Source organism: Mariniphaga anaerophila, assembly GCF_900129025.1.
In the GTDB taxonomy this organism is placed as follows: domain Bacteria; phylum Bacteroidota; class Bacteroidia; order Bacteroidales; family Prolixibacteraceae; genus Mariniphaga; species Mariniphaga anaerophila.
Window position 1 is genome coordinate 280510 of sequence record NZ_FQUM01000004.1, and the last position, 24806, is coordinate 305315.

General features: G+C 40.0%; 15 protein-coding genes and 1 pseudogene. All 16 read right to left on the bottom strand.

Features of this window, described 5'->3' with window-relative positions; all coding sequences use genetic code 11:
* Position 1: 1 nt before the first annotated feature.
* A pseudogene (locus BUB08_RS20800) lies at positions 2-439 on the bottom strand (IS256 family transposase); the annotation flags it as partial.
* A complete protein-coding gene (locus BUB08_RS09745) occupies positions 432-2525 on the bottom strand; it encodes a glycoside hydrolase family protein (protein WP_073001242.1) in 2094 nt (697 codons plus the stop codon). The gene BUB08_RS09745 and the pseudogene BUB08_RS20800, both read right to left, overlap by 8 nt.
* Positions 2526-2657: 132 nt before the next feature.
* Complete coding sequence (locus BUB08_RS09750) at positions 2658-4064, bottom strand: arylsulfatase (protein WP_083570683.1); 1407 nt, start codon at positions 4062-4064, stop codon at positions 2658-2660.
* Positions 4065-4134: 70 nt separating this feature from the next.
* Positions 4135-4788: a sulfatase/phosphatase domain-containing protein gene (locus BUB08_RS20510; protein WP_217651587.1), complete on the bottom strand. Its 654-nt coding sequence runs from the start codon at positions 4786-4788 to the stop codon at positions 4135-4137.
* On the bottom strand, positions 4743-5540 hold the full coding sequence (locus BUB08_RS20515) for a sulfatase-like hydrolase/transferase (RefSeq protein WP_217651588.1): 798 nt from the start codon (positions 5538-5540) through the stop codon (positions 4743-4745). The genes BUB08_RS20510 and BUB08_RS20515 overlap by 46 nt, the downstream gene beginning before the upstream one ends.
* A gap of 106 nt (positions 5541-5646) precedes the next feature.
* Complete coding sequence (locus BUB08_RS09760) at positions 5647-5946, bottom strand: hypothetical protein (protein ID WP_073001244.1); 300 nt, start codon at positions 5944-5946, stop codon at positions 5647-5649.
* Between the two features lie 71 nt (positions 5947-6017).
* Positions 6018-7916, bottom strand: a complete 1899-nt coding sequence (locus BUB08_RS09765) for an FAD-dependent oxidoreductase (RefSeq protein ID WP_073001246.1) — start codon at positions 7914-7916, stop codon at positions 6018-6020.
* A 67-nt stretch (positions 7917-7983) separates the two neighbouring features.
* Positions 7984-10314, bottom strand: a complete 2331-nt coding sequence (locus BUB08_RS09770; RefSeq protein WP_073001248.1) for a beta-N-acetylhexosaminidase family protein — start codon at positions 10312-10314, stop codon at positions 7984-7986.
* Between the two features lie 27 nt (positions 10315-10341).
* Positions 10342-11265 (bottom strand): sugar phosphate isomerase/epimerase family protein, encoded by a 924-nt coding sequence (locus BUB08_RS09775; protein WP_073001250.1) that lies wholly within the window; start codon positions 11263-11265, stop codon positions 10342-10344.
* Between the two features lie 12 nt (positions 11266-11277).
* Complete coding sequence (locus BUB08_RS09780; RefSeq protein WP_073001252.1) at positions 11278-12621, bottom strand: Gfo/Idh/MocA family protein; 1344 nt, start codon at positions 12619-12621, stop codon at positions 11278-11280.
* Positions 12622-12711: 90 nt separating this feature from the next.
* Positions 12712-14643 (bottom strand): FG-GAP repeat domain-containing protein, encoded by a 1932-nt coding sequence (locus tag BUB08_RS09785; protein ID WP_073001254.1) that lies wholly within the window; start codon positions 14641-14643, stop codon positions 12712-12714.
* A 21-nt stretch (positions 14644-14664) separates the two neighbouring features.
* A complete protein-coding gene (locus BUB08_RS09790) occupies positions 14665-16068 on the bottom strand; it encodes a sulfatase (RefSeq protein WP_083570684.1) in 1404 nt (467 codons plus the stop codon).
* 19 nt (positions 16069-16087) lie between these two features.
* Entirely contained in the window at positions 16088-17527 is a 1440-nt protein-coding gene (locus BUB08_RS09795; RefSeq protein WP_083570685.1) for a sulfatase, read from the bottom strand.
* An 83-nt stretch (positions 17528-17610) separates the two neighbouring features.
* A complete protein-coding gene (locus BUB08_RS09800) occupies positions 17611-19149 on the bottom strand; it encodes a sulfatase family protein (protein WP_073001256.1) in 1539 nt (512 codons plus the stop codon).
* A 391-nt stretch (positions 19150-19540) separates the two neighbouring features.
* Entirely contained in the window at positions 19541-21223 is a 1683-nt protein-coding gene (locus BUB08_RS09805) for a SusD/RagB family nutrient-binding outer membrane lipoprotein (protein ID WP_083570686.1), read from the bottom strand.
* Positions 21224-21234: 11 nt separating this feature from the next.
* The gene (locus tag BUB08_RS09810; protein ID WP_175549987.1) at positions 21235-24774 is read right to left on the bottom strand and encodes a SusC/RagA family TonB-linked outer membrane protein; all 3540 of its coding nucleotides are present in this window, start codon (positions 24772-24774) and stop codon (positions 21235-21237) included.
* Positions 24775-24806 lie beyond the last annotated feature (32 nt).

The following is a 24806-nucleotide window of genomic DNA, read 5'->3' on the forward strand; positions in this document are numbered from 1 at the left end:
AGATTTCGACCTTCGGGAAAATAGTTGCAATTGTCTGGGCAAAATCTGTAAGATTATCAATACTGGCAATCAAAATACCTTCTACCCACGGGATTTTAAGTCGGTCAGCACACTAAGCCAGAAGTTAGCACCTTCGCTTTGGGAGATATACATCCCAATTAGTTCTTTTCTACCTTCTTTGTTTACCGCCAGTACGTTTTACTCTGCACGGCTTACCACTCGGCCTTCACCCCTGACTTTTATAATGCATCGCATCGAGCCAAACAATCGGATAGAACGATTCAAGCGGACGACTTTGCCAGGCTTTGACCTGTGGAATAACTCGGTCGGTTATCTCATTTAATGTGGAATGGGATATTTTTAAATCATACATCTCTTTAACATGATTAGAGATGTCCCGAAAGCTCATCCCCAGGCCATATAAACCAAAATTAAGGGGAAGATTTATCTGTTTTATTAATCCCCGACGGCAAGAATTTTTTCCCAAGATGATCGACAATTCGATTATAAGCTTCTGACGCAGCTCCGTTTCCCCAGTCATAAATCGTAAATTCGCCAATTCCCAGTCCACCAGGACTTGTTACTCCCATATGGCCGTAATTTTCCATCATAAAACCATAATCCTTTTCATTGAAAAAAGTCCATACTTTTTCCCATTGTTCTTTGGTTGCCACATTCTCGGGGCAGTACATCATTTCAAATGAAGCATACAAAGCAGCAATCCCGCGTTGTAAGTACTCTTCCCGTTTGAGTTCCTCTCCATAGCGGATAATTAATTCGGAAAAAAGGCTCTGCCGCGAATCGTTCCATTCGCCATCGGCATTCATCACGGCAAATCCTCCAACAGTCCTCACGTAAATATAGGGTGGCTGCCAGGAGGCCTGGTACATCAGCATTTCATCTAAAGTTCGTTCTCCCAGATTCAAATACTCCCGATTGTCTGTGAGATAAAAACATTCGAGCAATGCTTCCGCCGTCCAGAACATTGAAAGTGTATTTTGTTTAAACTGATTATTTCGTTCAATTTTTTTCCCAACCAAATCCTCCGATCCATATCGTGAACAGGACCAATATGTCTCAAAGTCTTCCCACTGCCCTTTATGTACAATATTCTCAACAATGGCATTCATCGCTTTTAACGCCGAGTGCCTGTATTTCTCATTTTTTGTGATTTTGTAAAGGTTCAGAAGAAAAGTAACCGACATAGCTGACTCAGGTGACTCGTTTAAATGATGCAACGGTTTACGTGTTTTCAAATCGAGCCATCCGGGGAAAAAACCATTTTCAAACTGTGTTTCAGTCAGGGCATCGGCGTAACGTATGGCATAATCGAGAAGGCGCTCATCCTGTTCCAGTTCTAAATACCACAAGAGCATCTGATTCGCGGTAAAACTCATATCAAGAATATGATACGGGGAAACACGTGCGTTACGCGAATAAGGGTTTCGGTTAGAATTTCCAAAGTAATACGTATCCCATCCTTTTGAGCGATTATATTTTTTCCCACTGATTTCAACCTTTTCCATTTCTGTAGCAATCAGGCCAGAGAAAAATCCATTCTCCTGAGGAAATGATAAAGCCAGTTCCTTGGTTTTATTTGCGTATTCCAGCAGTTTTTCATTTCCGGTTCTCCTGGCATACCGGTATAATCCTGATGCCGAACGTAAAGAACTGAACCAGGCCTGGTTCCAAATGGAACGGAATTCTCTTTCGTTAACCTCACCCGGGTAATTAGGACTCTGTGTGGTATTGACTATAAAAACCGGGGCGCCAACTTTTCTCCCATTCAGAGTAAACTCCTGCCACACACTTTCTTTCCATGTATCAAACGCCCAATTATAAGTATGTTCCACATAACGCTCAAGATCAACAAATCCGGAAGCCATAGACTGGAAAGCATCATTTCCCCAATTCTTCCACAAAAATGCTGCAGCATCCCTGAATGGGTTCGAAATACTCTCCTTTTTATCCGAAACCAGTATATAAAAGCCAAATTCGGTTCTTCCCGGTGGGAAAACAGCACCCGGTTCTCTTACAAAGAGAACGTGTTCCTGAACTTTTGATTTGCTCATTCCCAAAGTAATTTTATTACTGCGAGCATCAAGGTCCATATACCAGTCCACCAAAGGAATTTCCTTCAGTAACCCGAGGTCCGGAATAAGGGTTAGTTTTTTTTCACTGGAAGCAACAGTAATTGCAGGGGCGCGAAAAACATGCTGACCGATGATGTGTTTGTCGGTTGGTGTGAGATGCGACGCCCAGTGAAAATCCGGCAAAAAAGCAGGGGTGATATTTACCTGCCAATCATCCTGACGGACAGAATTTTTTAAATTAAACACGACCGAAACTTTTAGGATATCATCCGACAACACGGAGTAGTGCACATCAGGCGTTACACTTTCTATCTGCCCGTAATCGATTAATGCAATATATTCATTTATCCATGAAGGGATTTTCTGGCTGTCACCGGAACAACTCAGACTGAAAATTAAAACAGGAATTAATAGTCTACCCAGTTTATACATCACGCAATTATTTCTTTAAAATTACATTTTAAATACTTCCACTGTTTACTAACACCCGCACAAATAAGCCCGTTAAAGGCGCTTTCAAATTGCTTTTTATGCGTTGCCATTTTTCGAAATTATTAATTGATTTTACTTTTTCCAAATCGGACCGCCTTGATATTTTACACCGATCGGATAATTTTCATCAGGAACATACGCTTCCTGCATAATCTTTTCAATTTTAAGAACGATTTCTGGATAACTTGCAGAAACGTCTTTACTTTCTCCAATATCCTTATTCAAATCATAAAGCTGAATTTCTTCCCCCTTTCCCAAACGAATTCCTTTCCAATGATCAAGAAGAACCGCCTGGTCGTACCTATCCCTGCAATGTCCATAATCCCAATACAGATACTTATGTTTATTCTTCTGCTTTTTCCCGGTGAGGGCCTTCACAACCGAGATACCATCAGTTACTTCAGGAGGATCAACTCCTGCTAATTCGGCAAAAGTTGGCACCATATCCTGAAAAGCAATAACTTCTTCACTAACTTTTCCTTCCGGTATTCTCCCTGTCCACCGCGCAATAAAAGGTACATGTATGCCTCCCTCTGTCAAATCTCCTTTATATCCGCGAAAAGGACCATTAGTGTCAAATTCTTCCCATACTGCATCATGCCCCCCGTTATCGCTGGTAAAGACAATCAATGTATTTTCCTTTATTCCCAATTCATCAACCAAGCTAACAATTCGCCCCACACCTTGATCTAAGATATTGACCATTGAGGCATATTTTTTAGAATGTTCATCCCACTTCATATCAGTATATGGTTCTGTTGAAGGCACTGTAAGCCGATCCTTGTCTTCAGATTTTGCGGAGAAGTGGGGCAAGGTAAAGGCAGCATATAAGAAGAACGGTTCCCGGTGGGCGTCTTTTATAAATTGCAAAGCCCGATCGGTAATTAAATTGTGGCTATAATATTGTTTCGACTGTGTATTTTTAGGAAGCTCATAACGGTAGTTATTTTCAGCTCTGTAACTATCATCCAGATATTCTGTGTAATAATAATGTGCATGGTCCTGGTTAAGATACCCAAACCACATATCGAAACCTTGATTGGTAGCAGCCCCTGCAGTACCGGCATCACCCAGTGACCACTTACCAACGCCTCCGCACCGGTAACCGGCTTTCTTCAAAATTTCGGCAACTGTAACATCCTTTTCCTGAAGGTAAGTTGAATAATGCGGAATATTATCCCTGGCTGGTGTGTGTCCGTTATGAAGCCCTGTCATAAGTACACTTCTGGACGGAGTACAAACAGCTCCTCCTGCATAAGCCTTCGTAAAACGAATGCCTTGGGAAGCCAGTTTATCTATATTGGGGGTCTTAATTTTTTGTTGTCCGTAACATCCTAAATCACCATAGCCTAAATCGTCGGCCATTATGAAAATGATATTTGGCTTATCTCTTTCATTATTAATTGCTTTAAGGGAATAAAAACTAAATGTGCTACAGTACAGAAAAAGAACTGATTTTATTATATATCTGAAAATCATATTTTAAATATTTTTGTTTTTATTAAGAATCTAAGAATATTATTAGTTATTCATCTCTATAACCTTTGATTTAATTTGGATTTAAGGAGTGCATAACCGGATTCATTTTTTTAAGCCACCTGTCGAATTCATATTCTAATTCATGTACTTTCTCGGGATGACTATCGGCAAGATTTTGGCTTTCATTTATATCGTATTTTAAATTGTATAATTCAATCTTTTCAGGATCATAATATTCAATAAGTTTAAAGTCACCTTTTCGAATTGCGTGTCCAGGCATTTTTGCCTGAGGACTGTAATGCGGGTAATACCAGCATAATTGTTCTCTTTTAAGAGATTTTTCACCCAGGAGTAGTGGAACGAGGCTTAATCCGTCGATATCTTTAGCGGGTTTAGCCCCTTTTCCAACCATTTCCATGATGGTAGGATAAATATCGTCGCTGATAACAGGAGTATCACAAGTGGTATTTTCTGCAATTTTCCCTGGCCATTTAATAATTAAAGGCACACGAATGCCACCTTCATAAAGAAATCCCTTTCCTTCTCTCAATGGCTTATTGTTTGTTGCTTTTTGTTCTCCTCCATTATCGCTGTAAAATATTATAATTGTATTATCAGATAAATTCATCATTTCAAGCTCAGCCAGAAGACGGCCGATATTGGTATCTACATTCTCAATCATTGCAGCATATACCGCGTTTTTTTGGGATGTATTTTTTTCCATTTTTTTTCGTATTTCCTCACCAGCGAATCCGAAGCTTCCAAGGGCGTATGTACCGCATAATGAGACAAGTATAAAAAAAACGGATTTTTTTTGTTTGCTTTTATAAAGCTAATTGCTTCATCGGTTAGCCGATCGGTCAGGTATTCTCCTGACTTACCTTCCTTCATATTTTTTATTTTAGGGTTCCAGTCAGAGCTTAGTTTTTCGTATGGCCCCCAATACGTAGGGGGACTTCCGTGTTCATAACCTGCAATATTCATGTCGAATCCCTGGTGAGTTGGAAAATATTTTTCTTTGTTACCCACATGCCATTTGCCGATACTGATCGAATTATAACCTAACGACTTTAATGCTTCCGGAATCATGATCTCATCCAAATCAACATACATCTTGTCGTCGGGAGGAATAATTCGTCCATGTTCCGGATAACGATGCTCTCCAACAGAAGTAATGTGGCCGGTAAACTGAAGATGTGCAGGATTTTTACCCGTTAATATACTTGCACGGGTTGGAGAACAAACCGGGCAAGCCGAATATGCATTCGTAAACATTATTCCTTCCGTTCTGAGTTTATCGATATTGGGAGTTTCATAAAACTTACTTCCATAACACTGTAAATCCTGCCATCCTAAATCATCTATCAGAATTAAAAGGATATTAGGCCTCTGCTTTTCTGCCATGAGCTGAAAAGGTGCATGAATAGCGATTAATAAAATAATAAATAGAAAAAAGGACGATTTTAGTGTTTTCATTTTAACTTTCTTTTTAATAACTGCATTCAGATCAGTAAAGACCGAATTGAATATATTTTACTGTTCTTCTATTTTAAAAGTACGGGATATTGCAGTGTTTCATTAATTATCCCATTGGCAGCAAGTACTGGGTACTCCATTTTCCTTCTTTTTTTTCGGATACGTAAATACAATTGCCAAAATTATTTTCTTTTGCGCCTCCAAACCCTGAAACAAGCAGTTCATTACCTGTTTCAATAATTGTTAAGGCATGGCATTGGTGAAAAGAAGCATTTTTGTAGCTAAACTCCGAAACCATAATCTGAGGTTTAATTTCATTTAACACCTTTTTGTTACTACATGCATAGGGAATTAAAATGCCCTTTGTAAAAGATGAATTAATAATGTAAAAAATTAGCTTTCTCATATACATCTGTTAAACGGACGAAGAATTAAAATGTCTTTTTACAATCTATGAATGGCTCGTTCTTTAAAGCGTTATTCATACCAATTCCTACCAACTCCTTTTTCCATCAATAATTTTAGATCATCCAAATGGTTTTGATAAACTCCTCTGGGATTTGTACCGTATTTTTTTGCCAGTGATGCCGCCATTCCAACCACCTCGCCCATCATACCTGTTGTACGCATAACACGTACCGTACCCAGTGCAACGTGAGTAACACTAATATTCCTTCCGGCCATAAATAAATTATTAATATTTCTGGAGTATAAACACCGGTATGGAACTGCATAAGGTTCAATTTTGATATGCTTTGCTTTTGAAAGAAAAGGTTCTTCATTAAAACCTTTCAGGGCAACCGGATAATGGAGGTCGATGGTCCAGGTTGTCGTAAAACTGGCATCGGGATATTCTACCCTGGTTAAAAGATCTTGTTCTTTTAAAATTACATCGCCAAGAAGCCTGCGCGATTCGCGTTTTCCGCCGATGTAGGCCACCCATTTTAGTTGATATTCGTTGTATTTTTCCTTCTCTTTGCTTTTGTTTTTGAGGTAAGACCAGTTTCCGAAAACCGCTCGAAGAGCATAGTCTCTTATGTATTCTATATCTTCAATCTGATCCCAATAAAATCCGGTTTCCCAGTCCCAATCTCCGCGCGTTAAATGCTGGGCGGTTTCTTCAGTAAAATGCACGGCCCAGGTACATTCGGGGAAAGAAGAAGGTTTATCCGGTTTTTCGGCATACCACTGTACTGAGGTTCCCATAACCAAATCATCATCTTTTTCGGGTGCGCTGGGTTCTTCAGTTTCTGCATGGTCTTCCATTCCCATTCTGAAATCGGCACCGGCCAGAAACCCAAGATTCCCGTCGCCTGTGCAATCAGCAAAAAGTTGTCCTTTGAAAATTAATTCTTTCCCGGTAATGATATCTCTTCCGGTTACAGAAATAATTTTGTCTCCTGATTTTTCGGCGTCAAAAACATGTGTATTCAGAAACAACTCAATGTTTTCTTCTGCTTCCACTATTTTCTGTTTTTTATCGTCGCCATAGTTGCTCTGGGGGCCGGCATTATGAATTTTCTTTTCCGGGTTGTTCTCAATTATCTCCAGATTTTTTTTACTTCGTTCCGATTCCGGATCAAGTTTGACTTCCCAAAAGGTCCAGTGCCCAACAGAGCCAATTTCGTCAACCAGCTTTCCAAGGTTGGGATAAGGTTCCTGAAAAATGAGTCCTGACAAACCTACACGAACTTCGGAACTGTTGTTACCGCCAAGCACCGGCCTGTTTTGAATCAGCGCCACTTTGCATCCCAGTCTGGCAGCACTAATTGCTGAAGTAATCCCTGCTATTCCGCCGCCAACGACCACCAAATCAAACTCGCCAGCCAGTTCTGGTTGCTCAGGAAGATTTAAATATGTGTCACGGAAATCTGCTAAAGCATCGGTTTCTTCAGGTGGAATGAACCCCATTTTTTTGGTCAGGATAATGGCATCGCAACGGCCATTGAAACCGGTCAAATCATGCAGTTCAATTTCAATGTTGCCTTTGTCTAACTTAATGGTACCACCATCCTGCCAATGCCATTCCGCTCCTTCGGTTCCAAATAATGTTTTTAAAGGAACACTATCAAAAAGCAGTTGAAATTTTCCGGGAGCTTCCGAAACACCCCAGGGAGCAACCCAGTTTCGGGTACGTACCCAAACCCGGTATTTCCCTTTTTCTGCAACTTCGATCTGTGTTCTTGCATTCTCAACCGGAACTCCCAAACCGTGGGCCATCATATAAGGCGATCCCATTTGATCCATACTTTGCTGATCGATTACCCAGCCCCCCCTGTTCTCAAAGCTTTCGGCTTCAATAAAAATTAGTTGGGCACTTGTTGAGAATGTCCCTATAAATAGCAGAAAGATTGCTGCTAAAGTTTTATGTTTCATAATTCACATATTAGTTTCTTCATCAACTCTTTTACACACATCTATTTACGTTGGTGAATTGTAGTATTCATTTTTTAATTATCCAAACTTCGGCAACAGGCGCTCCTCTTTCTCCTTTTCCGCATGTCCACGACAATTCCATTTTACCCTCAGAATAAGCTTCTTTGGGAAGGTTAAACTCCTGAATAGGCTTTCCTTCCGTGTCTATAAAATCGTGTACAATGTACTCTCCGTTAGCAATAAGTTTCATTTTCGATTGGCCCCTGCCTATTCCTCCTGTATAATTTATACGAATCTTATATTCTGAATTCGGATCAAGATTTTCGTATACCAATACTAAAGGCTCTTCATAAAGTGTAGCCATCTGTACCTTCCAGGAAACAGGCATGGGAACCACTCCCCTGATGTAATTCCTGCGCGGATAAAAATGTGTTCCGGGATCCTCTTCTGCTTTCTTTTTTGCTTTTACCCGACTAAAGGAAGCTTCTGTGCCCAGATTGTCATAAAATCCGCCAGGACCAGGGTTAGTACGGTTCAGGATTTCGTAAACCATTTGCAACTGTTCCGGCTCGCCCGATGTGTTTTTTATCCTATCAAACTGACTCAAAAGCCACTCCGAATTATTAAGGGGAACATCGATGCGTTCCACAAACTCACATTTTTGAAATTCTGACATCCAACGTGGACTGGCCCCTCTGAAAAGAGAATTATATAACTCGTTTATTTTAAGCTTATAATCGCCCCCAACCGGATGCACAGAAGCTTCATTCAGCACTTTTGTTGCCTGTTCAATGACTTGTAATGTTCCCAGTTTCCCGGCATTTCGCAATGCTTCCATAGCCCTGTATTCCAACACATTTTCATACATCAGGCGTTGTTTCTGGTACGCATCGTAATAAGCCCTGATAAGCCCCAACTGAAAGCGAGGATTTTGCAAAACTTCAGGTTCTGCCGTGCGTTCCATTTCCTGCCATTGCAAAAGTGTCTTTTCAATATTGTCATTGTCAATCAGCTGTCCTTTAAGATTTTTTTCTAATGCCAGAATTCCTTGTGCAATGCTTTCTGTATAATCAGGTCCAATAAATAACCGGGCATAATCGCGAAGGGTTTCAATAGCAGGTGTATTCGAATTCCAATCCTGATCGCTCCATACAAATTTATTCACATCATCGCTGTTTCCTTCGGAATAAGGACGAGCACCAACTACGATGTTTGCATATAAATTATGAATATGCTTAAAACCTTCGGGGCGTGGTTGAATTGACATTCTGCTCAGAGTATGGGCAAATACCCAATCCAACTCAGGAGCCGGATACTGGCACCCAAACAAATGAGTGATATCGGGAAATCGACGAATTGGAATACGCTCATTTACAATTTCCCTTATTTCTTCAAGCGGGACTCTGGTCCATGGGCCAAATACTACTCCTCCAAACCAAGAGTAATCGCGATTAACATGTTCAAAGAATGACTGATACCATTCCGCCGTAGCTTTTCCTTTATTGTTATTTTGAGGTGAAACCCAAATCCTTGCATCCGGATGATATTTCAACAAAACCGGCGCTAGTTTTTCGAGCCAGCTAAATAAAACATCGGGCTCCAAGTCACCAGGATCGCCGCCGGGAACAAAAATCTCATTCAGTTTTGGCATATTCCTGAAAATTGCTTCTCTTTTTTCCAACTCTTTCCGGATTCCTTCAGTTGACTGAAAATCATCTCCCAAATTTGCCATGTACATCGAAATATCCATACCGTATTTTAGAGCCAATTGCGCTTCAGCCGGGCTGCTTACAGAAACATGATTCAATCCGAAATAAATTAATTCCCTCAGATATTGCTCATAAAGAGATTTTTCCTGAGACATGCTATCGCTGGTGAAATGGTATGAAATATGGTGCCCCCGAATCTGTGACATTGGAGAAGAAGAAACCGACAACAGCGGTACTTTAATATCTTCATTTCTTAACTCCATTTTCCTAAGCAAATAACCAATACCATACATTACGCCGCGTTCATCATGGCCCGCAATTAACATTGTCTTTTCCCCGGGAAGCATAACTATTTTATATCCTTCCGGTGCGGCAGCCTGTAGTTCTCTTAAAGCAGAACCAAATTCCTTCTGTAACAATGAAATTTCGGTTTCCAACCCAACTATTATGGCAGGGGTATTAAAAGACTCAGGATTTGTTCCCATTGGCAAATGAATTCCTGTTCTCCGTGCAATCTCATCGTGAAGCATTTGAGCAGCCAGTATGGTCTTTTCACTGCTCGCGTACGGATAATAAATTGCACTATTGGTAAAATTTACATACCGGGCCTGAAGAGGGATAGAAAAAACCATCAGAAAGAATATTACCGGTAAGAATCTTGCAGGTTTACTTTTTATTATTTTTCCCATTTTAAATTAACTCTTTATCGTTTCCTTTCAATTTACAAGAATTTCTTTGCAATACTCCACACATTTTGCCACTTCTGTCACTGCATCGGAGCCATCGGGAACAGGATATTCCAGCTCAATATCGCAAACTATTGGCCACTGTTTTTCTTTTATGAGATTCAGAATTTCGGCAACCGGCGTATCGCCCTGGCCAAAGGGCCGGTTTGTGTCCGGTTCGGAAGCATTCATACCAGTTTTGTCTTTAATGTGAATACTTGCAATCCGGTTGTACAACTTTTCAAGAATGACGTTGGGATGTATTCCTGTTGCACCGTAAAAATGCCCCACATCAAAGTTTAACATCATTTTGGGGCTGTAAGCAAGAAACTTTTCGAAATTGAAACCGGGTTCGCCGGGTTGTCCGTGATTATGAAAAATGACATACAGATTATGTTTCTCGGCAAAAGGAGCCAGCCGCTCTGCTGCTTCTTCCGATATTTCCATGGTCATTCCCATTGCTCCGAGTGCCTTGCATACATTAAAAGCATAATCAATCTCCTCATCAGCCCAACGCCTGCACCTCATTTTTACAATATGAATATTGACTCCTTTATCGTTAAACATTTTTCGAATTTCTTTGAATTTATCCATCGAAACGGTTTTTCTCCATTCTACTATTTCTTCACGGCCTTCCGGTATTCCGGCATACGCTTCCAATGGCGTTCCCATTAATTCAACCGAACCTATTCCGGACTCTACGGCGTAATCTAAAATTGCAGGCAATGACTGGTCGGGCATACTTCGGTAGCTGTATGTTATTGTTCCAATTTGTACTCCCTGAAAATTTGATCTGTTTTTTTCTGAAACACAGCTATTTGCCAGAAAACCTACCCATAGACCGAAAATCAGAATAACTCGATATAAAATAAATGAATTGTATTTTTTTGTTTTGAATAGCTTCTTTTTCATCATCAATACTATTTATTAAAGAGAATAAGGATTTCTGTACTGATAGTTGTAAAGCCGATGTGCTTCTGCCTCCTTATCATCGCCAAAACTTAACGTTGCCGGATTCCATTTTACCGGGCGTTGAAGTTCGGTAGCAATATTTGCCAAACAACAGAGGGTGTTGGTACTGCATCCTACCTCTACGGGTGCAATCGGGTCTTTTCGCGATCTGACCGCATCGATAAAGTTCTGCATGTGGGGGGAACTCACCTCATATTCTCCTTCAGCAACCTTTCTTTCTTTTTTTTCCAGCAACGACGGGTCGGAGCTTTCAATGTAACCTCTCATCACATTAACCCATCCTTTGGTTCCGTTAAAACCGATTCCGCGGCTCCCTCTTTTTCCACCGTCTCTCCAGTTTTGTTCGGTCATTATTATGCCATTTTGATATTTCATAGTCAGGTATTCTGTGTTGTTATAACCTTTAGGAATAAACTCACACGGGCCCAATCCATCCATTCCAATGGCAGCCTGGGCAATGTCGAACATATGAGCTCCCCAGTCGGCGGTATAACCATTTCCGGTTTCCCTGTACCAACGCCAAGCTCCCCAGAGTTCCTCATCTTTTTCAGGATTGATGGAAATTGGAGGACATAAGTCAGGATGGTAGTGAATTGCAGGATCGTTTAACGGCCCCATCCAAAGGTTCCAGTTTAAACCTGCAGGAACCTGTTGTTCAGGTAAATCGAGTGGCTTTGGCGGATCTCCAACCTTAACATAAATGGTTTCAATATGTCCGATTGCCCCGCTTCTTACCAGTTCTATTGCCTGCTGAAATTCTTCACTCGAACGCTGCTGGCTTCCAATCTGTAAAACCCGGTTATTGGCACGTACTGCTTTCACCATTTCCTGCCCCTCGCGAATTGTAAAAGCCAGGGGTTTTTGAACATAAACATCCTTATTTGCCTCACAGGCGTGAATGGTCATCAAAGCATGCCAGTGATCGGGAGATGCAATGGATACAGCGTCAATATCTTTTCGTGCCAGTAAATCTTCGTAAAACTCGTACATATCGCACCTTTGAGGTACGTTTTGAGTCAATTGCCATGCTTCCACCTTGTTTTTGAAACGAATACGTTTCAAGCTATCAGCATCGCAGCAGGCTGCTACCTGCACACCCGGGCACCCGGTAAAACTATTAAAATCGGATAAACCCTGTCGTCCCAAACCAATAAACCCTAATACTACCCTGTCGCTTGGCGCTATTCGTTTTCCATTTACCATTACCCAACTGGGCAAAATGGTAAGCCCGGTCAACCCAAGCGCTGAATAACTTAAAAACTTGCGCCTGTTTAGGTTTGTACTCTTGTTTTTTTCCATAATTAACTTATATTTTTTTATTTTTCAGTATAATAAATATCCATGATATTCAACCGGTTGTAATGGTCTTCAAACCTCATCGTAAATAATTTATTCATTTTTAAAGAAATACAAATGTCCATCTTCTGCGCCGAAAAGCAAGTCAGGCTTTCCGTTGTTATTCCAGTCGACAACAGTTGGACTAGTGGAATGCCCGGCAAGTGAAATGTCGGAAATGTCGCCTTGTTGTTTGAAAAAGACCAAGCCGTTTTTACTTCCCGTATTCTTATAAAATTCAACATTTTTACTGTTGGCCAATAAGTCTAATTTACCATCCCCGTCCCAGTCGACCAGGCAGATTTTTCGCCTTCCGCTACTGCCTGCTTCTCTGTCATTCAGCCTTAATAACCCACCATTGTCAGCATCCATAAATATGCGTTTGCCCGGTTTCAAATACAATTCTTCATTTTTGAGGAATCGTTCGAAAAATGCCAGGTATCCTTCATCATCCAGCATAATCAAATCCATTAGTCCGTCTTTGTTCCAATCTATCATAAAAGGGGTGGTCCGCCATTGGGTTACCAATTCTTCCTCCCCGGGATTCCACCAGTTCCACGTTGGTTTTTTAGGCTCCTGCCCTTCCCAGTCAATTTTTACACTTCCCATTTTTGTGAGTTTGGGTGCCCCTTTCTTTCCATTATTTTTATACCACTCAATTTTTCCCCAGATAGAATTAATTACGATGTCTTTCAATCCATCTCCGTCCCAGTCCGCTACAGACAATGAAGTGTAGCCCCACTTTTTTTCTGCCGGTCCTTGAATTGAACCGTTTTCATCTGCCATTATTCGAATTACCTCGCCATCGGCTTTCAGGTAAACCGGGGCATCCCATTTAGGCAAATTTCCACCGTCAAGGTTTTCTATATATCCGATGTATCCTGCTGAATTTCCACAAATCAAATCTTCATCACCGTCATCATCCCAATCGATGCTAAAAGGGGTTACCAGAGCACCAAATTTCACATATCCGGCCTCTTGTTTTAAAAACACAGGAGATTCAAATTGAGGCATGTCATACGTTATTTCTCCTGTATTTCTTAACAATGCCACACGTCCGTCTTCTTCTCCAACCACCAGGTCCGTTTTCCCGTCCTTATCCCAATCAAAAGCAACCGGAGATATCATCTGTAAATCCATATGAATTATGCCTTCATTATTTTCAAGAAACCGGCCTTCTGCAAATTCGGGCTTTTCCCGTGTCCCAATATTTTCGAACCATGTTAATCTATCGGTAAACTCGCCACAAATCAGATCCAAATCACCATCTCCATCAAAATCTTCCATGTTTGGTGTTGACATTCCATATACATCAATAGCCCTACCTCCTGCTTGAAGCTGCCCCGACAATTTATATTCACCGTTTATATTTTCAATAAGAACAACATAACCATGAAGTTCGCCCCTGGTCCATTCACCCTTTGAATTAAATGCATTATCCCATCCATAATCTGACCAGTCATCTACTCCGACTAAAATATCCAAATCACCATCATTATCATAATCGACATATTTCCACTGTGTACTGCGCCTTCTTTTCGAAAAAGAATAGATTTCTTTTGCATTGAAAATTCCTTCAGCCCTTTTTAAAACGCGGTCTTTAAAATTGATGTATTCGATACCCGGGCCTAATATTCTTGGTTCGTTGTTGGGATAGGAAACCTGAATATGTGGCGGCCCGTCTCCAATTCTGACGGGCGGCTCAAAAATTGATTCATTATTTTCATTTGAATTTTTGAAAAAATAGAGACCATTATATGCTCCGCGGCCACCATTAGAAACAACCATATCTGTATTTCCGTCATCGTTAAAATCCATCGGCATTGGTAATGCCCAAAGCCCGACTCCCAAATCGACTAAAAGTCCCGGGTTATTATATTCAAGCCGAACTATCTCTCCCAGCTCATGCAAAGTATTCTGCTGAGCAATAGACTTTAATGAAGTCAGTACTACTATAATAATCAGTATTTCTATTTTTCTTGCCATAAATAACTTCATTTGCACTAACTATTTTTTTCCATTCGGATGGTTATTTACAACCGGCATTTGGGCTCCAGTTTCCTCTCTCCAGTTATGCAACCGGTCAGCCATTTCCTCTACTTTTTCAGGAAAGTCTGCCTTAAGATTATTGGTTTCTCCTTCATCGGTTTCCAAATTATACAATTCGAAAGCTTTTTCTTTTTCTCCCAACAAACTTTTTTCGTACCATTCAATGAGCTTCCAATTATCAACTCTGACAGCTCCTGCCGGCTCCATCCCTGAACCGCCATGATAATGCGGATAGTGCCAGTAAAGAGATTTATGAATTTCTGTTTCAGGATTTTTCAGAAGAGGAAGGATACTTTTCCCATCGATATTTTCGGTTATCGTGTCTTTAATTCCGGCCATCTCAATAAATGTCGGGAAAAAATCATTTGAGATTACCATTGATTTTGACTTGGAGCCCGGTTTTACAACATCTTTCCACTTTACAATCATCGGCTCCCTGATCCCACCTTCGTACAGCCAGCCCTTGCCTGCCCTGAAAGGAGATTGTACTGCATATTTTTGTCGGCCTCCGTTATCGGCAAAAAACACAATAATCGTATTATCTTCTAATCCAAGGTTCTCTATCCCTTCAAATATTTTTCCACAGCTGTTGTCGAGCCGCTCAACCATAGCTGCTAAAACCGGATGATTTTCAGGGTTGGAAGATGCAGGCATATTTTCATATTTCAGGATGGTTTCAGCACGTTCTTTCAACGGGTCGTGAGTTGTATTGTGAGAAATAAACAGAAAAAATGGATTATTCCTGTTCTGTTTAATAAATTGAAGCGAGAGTTCTGTGATTGTATCCACATTATGGGCATCAACCTCTGCACTCTGCCAGGGTTGAACCAAATCTGCTGAAGGCTTGTAAGTCACAAAATGTTCATCGAAACCCTGTTTATCCGGATTAAAGGGTAAACTCCCGGGTGGTGTTTTTTCACGGCTCAAATGCCATTTCCCAAATATTGCTGTTTTGTAACCATGTTCTCTCAAAACTTCAGCAAAAGTGACTTCTGCCAGTGGAAGGAACTTCTGCCACTCCGGCTGACTTAACTGATAATTATCGTGGTCGTTTCCCGGAATAAAATCGGTCAGGTGAAGCCGTGCAGGATATTTCCCTGTCATAATACTTGCCCGCGTAGGTGAACAAATGGCTGCTGCTGCATAAGCATTGGTAAAAAGCATGCCATCCGAAGCCAGCTTATCGATGTTGGGAGTCTGGTAAAAGTTACTGCCATAACAACCAAGTTGAGCACTCCCCATATCATCGGCCAGAATGAAAATTATGTTTGGGGGATTTTTTATCGTCTCATTTTTTTTACAGGCGCTGTTAAGAACAATTATCAAACCAGCAACTATTAAAGGAAATTTTATATTTTTCATTTTAGTAAATGTATGTCAGTTAATTATTATGGTTTAGCACAACGGGGACGGGCGCATTTACCTCCGCAACCCACTTTTGAAGTTTTCCTAACATCTCCAAAGCAACCCTGGTTTTAGTAGAAGACAGATCGTTTTGTTCCGAGATATCTTCTTTCAGATTGAACAACTCGTAGCTTTCATATTCATAGTAATAAATCAACTTCCAGTCGCCACTCATTATAACAGAAGAAGGCACTGCACGCCAGTAATTTTTCTCTCCATTGAACGCTGGCAAAACACTTCCGCTTCCTCCTAAATAAAGAGGAAAATGAAAAAACAGTGGCCTTTCCTTATCAAAAGATTCATGTTTAAGAAGGGGCACAATTGACATCCCATCAACAGGCTGGTTTTTGGGTAGCTCAGAAGAAGAAATTTCAGCCAAAGTGGGCATAAGATCTACTCCAATAACCGGAATATTGGTTTGTGAACCCGGCTTTGTTACACCTGGCCATCTTATGCAAAGCGGAACTCTTATTCCACCTTCATAAAAAGTTCCCTTCCCTGCACGCAAAGGAGCATTGGAGGTAACTGACAGTAATCCTCCATTATCTGATGTAAAAATTACAACTGTATTCTCTTCCAGTTCCAGCTCTTTTAATTTCGACAAAATTCTCCCCACACTTATATCCACCTGTTCCACTTCTGCAGCATAAACCGGATTGTAACTTTTTTCAGGCCACTTTACAGATTTGTTCCTAAAGTATTCTATCCTCTCTTCATCAGCAGCTAAAGGGGCATGTACTTCCCAATGAGAAAGATACAGGAAAAATGGATGGTCTTTGTTCTCGTCTATAAAATTGATGGCTGCATCTGTCAACTTTTCGGCCACATTAATATCATCGTAAAAACGTTCTTCGGTGCCGCAAATGTTGGTAACGTTCCCTGGTTCGCCATTAGCTGAGTTTACATCGAATCCCTGGTTATCGTCACCAATGTGCCATTTACCCAATCGCGCAGAAACATATCCCGATTTTTTCAATAATTCAGCCAATGATTCAAATTCAGGGGAGACACTATTCATACTAACAGGGAACGTATTGAATAAGGAACTCTGTCCCTGAGTTGGAACTTTGAACCGCATTTTGGAAACATCTCCACCTCTTGCCACTCCCTGAGGAACATATATCTGGTGACGTGGTGTGTACATCCCTGTTAATAAGCAGGCACGCGATGGGGCACAATTGGCTGCCGACGGATAAAATCGACTGAAAACCATCCCTTCCCTGGCCAACTTGTCAATATTTGGGGTTTCAAAATATGTATTGCCACTGTATCCAACATCAGCCCACCCCAAATCGTCTGCAATCACAAGCACAATATTAGGTTTCTGTTCAGCATATCCCGCAACAGGGTTAACAAGTATGACACTGATAAAAAAAGACAGTAAAATTAAGTTGTGAAATGTTTTACTTTTTTTCATTTTTAAAAATCCAGATTACCTTGGAGATTAATTCTAAACAAACTACATTAAAAATTCACATTCTTTAATGTTACAAAAACAAATTACCTAGATTTCTTGTAATACTCCCTGTCAACATTAATTTCATTTAACAGAGGGTCATTAATCTTCTCCATTTGTTCTAGTATTTTTTGATGCAGGGAATCGACAACTCCTTTAATTTCATCGCTGGAATAGTTTATTAAGTTGATATTTTCTTCGGGATCCAGTGCGATATGATATAACTCATCCCTCGACGGATCCATAAAATCCCGTACAAGTTTCCATTCGGGTGTACGATAACTTCGTAAAAAAGCAGTAGCGTAATTAATCATACTGTATTCTGAATAAAAGTCGTTATTCCAATTATCCATTTTAGTGCCCTTTATCAGTGGAAGAAAGCTTCTGCCTCTTATTATATGTTGTTTTGGATCCGGTAATTCTGCCCCGGCAATTTCAACTATTGTAGGATACAAATCGAGCACCGAAACTGTATTATCAATAACAGTTCCGGGTTTCACCACGCCTTCCCAATAAACAAATGCAGGAACTTTAAGTGAGTTATCATATAAATTCGGTCGATATCCTTTTTTTATGTTTTCGGTATGATCGGGTTTCGTTTTTGTAATCCATTTTCCATTTCCTTTATGTTCTATTCCATTGTGTCCCATGCTATAACCATTATCAGAGAAAAAAATAATTATGGTGTTTTTGAGCAACCCAAGTTCCTCCAGAACATCGATAACACGACCAAGATTACGATCCATCCCCCGGGTGCTTGCTAAGTATTCTCTCGTAAGCCTCTTTGTCTTTTCAATGTCTAAATCCGGGTATCCAGGATTTGGGAGAATTGGATCCATATTTTCAAACGGAGCCCAATCGGATTCTGAAACGGGTAACCAACGAGCATGTGGAGCACGGGTATTCAGGCATAATAAGAAGTTGTCAGCCGAATTATCTTTTATAAATTTTATAGCATAATCTGCTAATATATCAGTAGTAAGTCCTTCTATTTTTCTTAATTCTCCTTCTACTTCCAATTCCGGATCAACAGTAGAAACACCCCCACCAACAAGCCCCATAAAATAATCGAATCCATGGTTTGTGGGATGGTATTTTTTGTCACCCTCTGTAGTCCAGTCGCCCAGATGCCATTTTCCAACTAACCCTGTTTTGTATCCTGCTTTTTGCAAGACCTCTGCAAAAGTAACACTTTCAGGATCCAGACCGGCATTGTAAGTGGAATCATAGGTTAGCGAACTATGCGTTGGGCTTACAATAAAATCATAAATACCATATTCGCTTGCATAACAGCCAGTCATTATACTTACCCTGGAGGGACTACAAACCGGTGTTGTGGTAAAAGCATTTCTGAAAACGGCCCCATTTTTCGCCAATTTATCCATGTTAGGAGTAATGGCATTTGGATCTCCTGAAGCGCTGAATGCCCATGGAGCCTGATCGTCTGTTAAAACAAAAAGTATGTCTGGCTTTTTATTGTCTTGCGCTAAAGACTTGATTCCAAAAACATTACACAACAGCAACAATAAAAAGAATAAAAAACTGTAAGTCAGACTATTGGTAATATAAATTTCCTCCTTCATCCTACAATTATTTTCTACTACCCAAACCACAGAAAGCTGGCTGTAATTTGTTCTTTATTAATATCTAAATTTAAACAATGCTTTCATTAGAAGTTTTTGCAGCTATATATTCTTTATTCGAACTGAGCTCTTGCATGGAAATTCATACCCTAGAATATACTTGTCTGTAATTTTATGAAAACCTAAAAAACGCTGCAAACTTCTTTTATTAAAACACTCTAAAAAACGAATAAACAATCCATTTTCCCCAATAAATGTATATGGTCTGCAAAACAGGATACTTATACATAAATTATTAAAGCAAAGCCGAAACTTTCAATTTCAAAAATTCAGGTCCCGGCTCCTCTTTACGCACAATCAGAAGATAGCTTTTATCATCCTCTAATGATTTTTAATATGGTTTTCCCGTATTTTGAATCAACCACATTTTTGAGTATGAATGATCCTTACTCTGGCCTCCAGGCACATAAACAGTAGGCACTAGTTTTTCCACGGCTGCATTATAATTCACCAGGTATTTTTCGTCCTGATTGGGTTCCGGATACATAAACCGAAGTGGTAATGCGGGGCCAAATTCGGCTACCGGACCAGTTTCTATAGGCGGATAACCTGTCCTTCTCCAATCCAACCAGGCTTCAACATTAAACCATGCCGAAATCCATTTCTGCTCCATTATTCGTTCCAATTTATCAGAAGCTGTTTCAAGATTCACATCATCATTCGAAAAATAATTTTCAAAGTTAAACCCGTTTGCCCCATCAGAAACTCCCCAATAGTTCAGTGAAGCGAGAACACCATTTTTGTAATATTCGCCCGTACTTCCTTCTATCGAAAAATCTCCCAGAACTGATGCTTCAGCAAGCAAAAATGCTACTTCGCTGTAGGAGGCTAAGTTCATTTTTACGTATTCTTCTGTATTTTGCCGGAAACGCTCGTGTAAGAAAGAAATGTAAGGATTCTTTTCTGAATGGTAAGAACCTTTATCATCTCCAATGTTAAAGTTTAATGCGTCCTGAGCTAATATTCCTACCGGCAGCCCAACATATAAAGAAGTATCAACACCTTGAGCAGTAACCGGTCTATATTCTACCTCATATCCTTCTCCAAAAATATTGCGGACATTCTTTTCACTAATTTCTGTAACTCCGTAATCCCATTTGTGTTGAACAGGAGTAACCCACCGGGAAAGACGGGGATCGTTCAACGATTTCAACTTATTTACGATGGTAGCACATGGTTTTGTTCTGTACGGCGAATTAGATTCATTTAATGGTCCGCCAGAAAAGGAATTAGCCGCTGTTGAGCCAATGTAATCAAACTCAGCGTTGTCATTATTACTGGTGAATGTAAAAGATGCTGCGTCCTTAAACTCAGCTAAAATATTTATTCCAGCTTCATTCATTTCAGTTTTTTTATGATAAAGCCTCATACAATACCTCAACCGAAGCGCGTTGGTGAATTTTCTCCATTTTACAGGATCGCCGCCATATAAAACATCAGAATTAGAAGCAATAGTAAAATCAGATATCTTGGGATCTGCAAATAGTTCGTTTGCCCTTTTCAAATCTTCCAGAACTCCTTTATAAATATCTTTTTGATCGTCATATTCTGGAAAGTACAGTTCGTTATTGGCCTCTAAACTTTCAGAGTAAGGACAATCGCCAAAAAGATCGGTAACAGTGCCGAAAAGAAATGCCCTTAATGTAAGCGAAATAGCTTCAAACATAATGTTTTCGTCCTCAACTGCATTTTCATTTACTATTTCTACATTTCTCAACAAATTATAGAAAGTTGACCAGGAACCTCTATCCCAATCGTAATAATTAATTCGATATGACTGGTATTCAGTACCTTGTTGAATATACTGCATAGCTCCGGCAACATTTGAGTTCCATCCACCCAGATTGCTATATGCTTTGGCCGTATTTGTTAAAATGTAGGTTAATATATAATTTGACGATACTTTCTCAGGATTATTAGGATCTTCGTTAAGTTCAGTAAGATCAATACATGAAAAAAGTGGTATAAAAATTATTATTGCCAGTATTAACAAACCTGTTTTTATGATTTTCATATTCGTAGTTTTTAAAATTCAACATTAATCTTAACTCCCAAAGTTCCTATCCATGGCATAACATTGTAATATTCAACACCCTGACTCCAGGCTCCTCGTCTGGCCCTGTATGCTCTTTCCGGGTCAATATCAATCCCTGCTGCATTCCATTGAAATATATTATTTGCAATAAATGAAACAGAAGAATTTTGAATATGCATTTTCTCGTTTAATGATTTCGGAAGTCGATATGTTAACGCTATTTCTCTCAGTTTTACATAGGTTGCACTATACAAATTCCGACTTGGAAACGGACGGTTGGCGTACCGGTTTGCCTGCATTGGAGTTTGCCATTGAGTTCCCTCTCCTCCTAAGTTTTCCACATATACTTTTTCACCATTTCGCACAACTTCGCGTACTCCAACATTAAAACTTGCATCTTGTAAACGGTTATTATTCGAAGGCCAGGGAAACCCACCATATTCGGCTGTTCTTCCCCCTACCCATTCGCCAAAAAATGCCTCCGGATTTTCTTTAATTTGCTCTTCTATACTTCTGTTCGGATCGTATGCAACTCCAGAATAAGTGTTATCTAACACCCCATTATGGTTGAAAAACATCATCGTCCGCGAATAGAATTCACCTCCCTGACTCCAGTCAATATTTGCATATAACGAAAAAGATTTATAGCTGAATGTAGGTTGTATGCCCAAAGCAAAATCGGGATTAGCATTTCCAATTTTTACCATATTATTTGGGTCATTGTCATTCTGATATCTACCGTTGGAAGTAAGAATAGGATAACCGTAATAGGGGGAATTTTCGTCCTTCACCCGCAACATAGGCTGCTCAAAAATATCTCCAATATATCCACCCTCGTAGGTTCTAAGCATTGCGCCATCAACAGATGCAAACTCGAAATGTGTTAACCCATCGGCAAGTTCTTTTATTTTGGTTCTGTTTCTTGTAAAATTTAAGTTCAGATCCCACCTGAATTTACCTGCGACAACCGGTGTGGTTTTTAGTCCAATTTCCCAACCTTTACTTTCAATAAGCCCTGTATTTATCATTTTACTATTGGCGCCCGATTCAACTGGAAGAGAAATGCTTAATACCTGGTTACGGTTTTGCACAATGTAGTAAGTAGCTTCCAGTCCCAATCTGTTTTTTAAGAAGTAAAAATCAGCCCCTACTTCCATTGAGGTTGCCTTTTCCGGTACCAGATTACTATTTCGAAGCGTTCCTCCCATGTACATTTGCTTGGCCGATCCCCAGTCTTCATCTGTCGAGAAATATTGATAAAGGCTGTAAGGATTTGTATCATTTCCCACTTGAGCTACTCCCGCACGTAATTTTGTAAATGTCAGCCAGGTGGGCATAGTTATCATTTCAGAAACCAACATACTTAATGATGCCGAGGGATAAAAATAAGAACGACTATCGAAAGGCAACGTGCTTGACCAATCGTTTCTGGCCGTTAGATCTAAATAGATCATATCTTTAAAAGATAAGGAAGCCATTCCATATACACTGAAAATTGCCTTTTCCGACCAGAAACTATTATAAGTAATACTTCCCGGAACAGCATTTGAAATTGTATATAGCTCAGGAATCACTAATTGCGCCGCCTCGTTTTCTATTGCTTTGTAATACGAATACATTCTGTTTCCAGCTATAAACGCATTAATATTCCAGGAATCTCCCAAATCTTTTTTATAGTTTAAACTCATTTCAAAGTTGGTCTCTTTCCTATATATGTCAGATATGCTATAGCCTCCCATTTCTTGCCCCATGGTGCTAAAAGCTTTCTTCGACTCCCGTCCTTCCGTATAACCATCGCGGGTGAACCGTCCCATCAGGTTTAATTCCTTTGTTAATTCCCAATCAAATTGAATCTTTGTTGTTAAACGGTCACGTTTAAAAGATTGGGTATTTTCGTGTGCCAGAAACCAGGGATTATTCTGTTTTTCCTTGTACTTTAATTGCTGAATACCTTCCTGACCTTTAACCCAGTAGTCTTTTAAATCCATTACATTAACCTCTGATCCCCACTCATATAAACTACGAACTACTGCATTTCTGTCATCCCCGTCAATATTGGGTCTGTTACCTGAACCTGACTCTGACCAGTTGAAGTTTGTTGTAATGGTAAAATTGTTTGTTAATTTATAGCCCAAATTCAGGTTAATGGAAGACCGGCTCAGATCGGTATTTGGTATTATCCCTGTATTTCTTAAATCGCCAACCGATAAACGAAAATACCCTTTCTTGTAATTCCCGTCAACGGCCAGATTGTTTGTTGTGGAAAAACCAGTATTGAAAAAATCCTTAAACCTGTCAGGATAAGATACCAGTGGTACCTCCTCGCCATCACTATTCCATTGTACCCAGTTTTCGCCTACATCCAGTCGTGGTCCCCAACTGGGGTTTTCTTCTTGTTGCAACCGATGCGCACCGTCGTTACCGGAACCAAATTTATTTTGAACAGAAACAAAGTTATAGGGAACATCAAAAGTATTCGTAGTACTGAAAGAAACTCCCAGACCTTGCTTGACACCGCTTCCTGACCGCGTAGTTATAAGCACAACCCCGTTACCTGCCCTCGACCCGTATAAAGCCGCAGCACTTGCTCCTTTCAAAACAGATACACGTTCTATGTCATCAGGGTTCAAATCACTAATTGCGTTTCCTAAATCGGCTCCTTGAAAAAGATTATTGAGCTGATTTTGTACAGGAATCCCATCTACCACAAACAACGGCTGGTTATCATTATTCAAAGATGTAGCTCCACGGATAATAATATTTACAGAAGAACCAGAAGTCCCATCCATTTGGTTTATTTTAACTCCCGACACTTTTCCTGCCATGGCATTCAACACGTTCCCTTGACTTGTTTCTGTTAACTCGTTTCCGTTAACTTCTCCCACAGAATACCCCAAGGCTTTTTTTTCACGTTTTAACCCAAGTGCGGTAACAACTACTTCATCAATTCCAACAATTTCGTCTTCCATTCTAACATTAATAGTTGTATTGCTTCCAACCACTAATTCCTGAGTTTTCATTCCAATAAAAGAAAATACAAGAATCACTCTATCGGAAATATTTATAAATGAATAATATCCGTCATTATCAGTTACGATTCCTTGAGAAGTGCCTTTAACATATACTGTAACACCCGGCAGTAGCTGTCCCTTCGAATCGGTAACTACTCCTGAGATAGTTCTTTGCTGTTGCATTCCTTGCTGCTCAGCACTTTCCATAAAGCTTTCATTACCAGCAGGTGAAAGTATAATCTGTCGTCCCATCACTTCATATTCGAAACCGGCCTCTCTTTTAATTGCGTCCAGAATTTCCGTAACTCTTTTGTTTTTGACATCTACCGAAATTTCTTGTTCAACACTAATGCTTCCGGCATAAAAGAAACGGAACTCACTTAGAGCTTCTATTTCAATCAAAAACTTCTCCAGACTCACGTTCTCAGCCTTCAATGACAGTTTAGTTTTTTGAGCATATGTTTCGGAAGCAAATACTCCCACAAAAGATATCAACATCAAAAGAAACGTTAACTTCATAACCTTTAACATTTTAAATACACACGGACTTA

Coding starts and splice junctions, on each gene's coding strand:
- BUB08_RS09790 (WP_083570684.1), bottom strand. CDS start 16,068: ATGAAAAATATAAAATTTCCTTTAATAGTTGCTGGTTTGATAATTGTT.
- BUB08_RS09760 (WP_073001244.1), bottom strand. CDS start 5,946: ATGAGAAAGCTAATTTTTTACATTATTAATTCATCTTTTACAAAGGGC.
- BUB08_RS09745 (WP_073001242.1), bottom strand. CDS start 2,525: ATGTATAAACTGGGTAGACTATTAATTCCTGTTTTAATTTTCAGTCTG.
- BUB08_RS09785 (WP_073001254.1), bottom strand. CDS start 14,643: ATGGCAAGAAAAATAGAAATACTGATTATTATAGTAGTACTGACTTCA.
- BUB08_RS20510 (WP_217651587.1), bottom strand. CDS start 4,788: ATGGAAAAAAATACATCCCAAAAAAACGCGGTATATGCTGCAATGATT.
- BUB08_RS20515 (WP_217651588.1), bottom strand. CDS start 5,540: ATGAAAACACTAAAATCGTCCTTTTTTCTATTTATTATTTTATTAATC.
- BUB08_RS09775 (WP_073001250.1), bottom strand. CDS start 11,265: ATGATGAAAAAGAAGCTATTCAAAACAAAAAAATACAATTCATTTATT.
- BUB08_RS09765 (WP_073001246.1), bottom strand. CDS start 7,916: ATGAAACATAAAACTTTAGCAGCAATCTTTCTGCTATTTATAGGGACA.
- BUB08_RS09780 (WP_073001252.1), bottom strand. CDS start 12,621: ATGGAAAAAAACAAGAGTACAAACCTAAACAGGCGCAAGTTTTTAAGT.
- BUB08_RS09800 (WP_073001256.1), bottom strand. CDS start 19,149: ATGAAGGAGGAAATTTATATTACCAATAGTCTGACTTACAGTTTTTTA.
- BUB08_RS09750 (WP_083570683.1), bottom strand. CDS start 4,064: ATGATTTTCAGATATATAATAAAATCAGTTCTTTTTCTGTACTGTAGC.
- BUB08_RS09770 (WP_073001248.1), bottom strand. CDS start 10,314: ATGGGAAAAATAATAAAAAGTAAACCTGCAAGATTCTTACCGGTAATA.
- BUB08_RS09805 (WP_083570686.1), bottom strand. CDS start 21,223: ATGAAAATCATAAAAACAGGTTTGTTAATACTGGCAATAATAATTTTT.
- BUB08_RS09795 (WP_083570685.1), bottom strand. CDS start 17,527: ATGAAAAAAAGTAAAACATTTCACAACTTAATTTTACTGTCTTTTTTT.
- BUB08_RS09810 (WP_175549987.1), bottom strand. CDS start 24,774: ATGAAGTTAACGTTTCTTTTGATGTTGATATCTTTTGTGGGAGTATTT.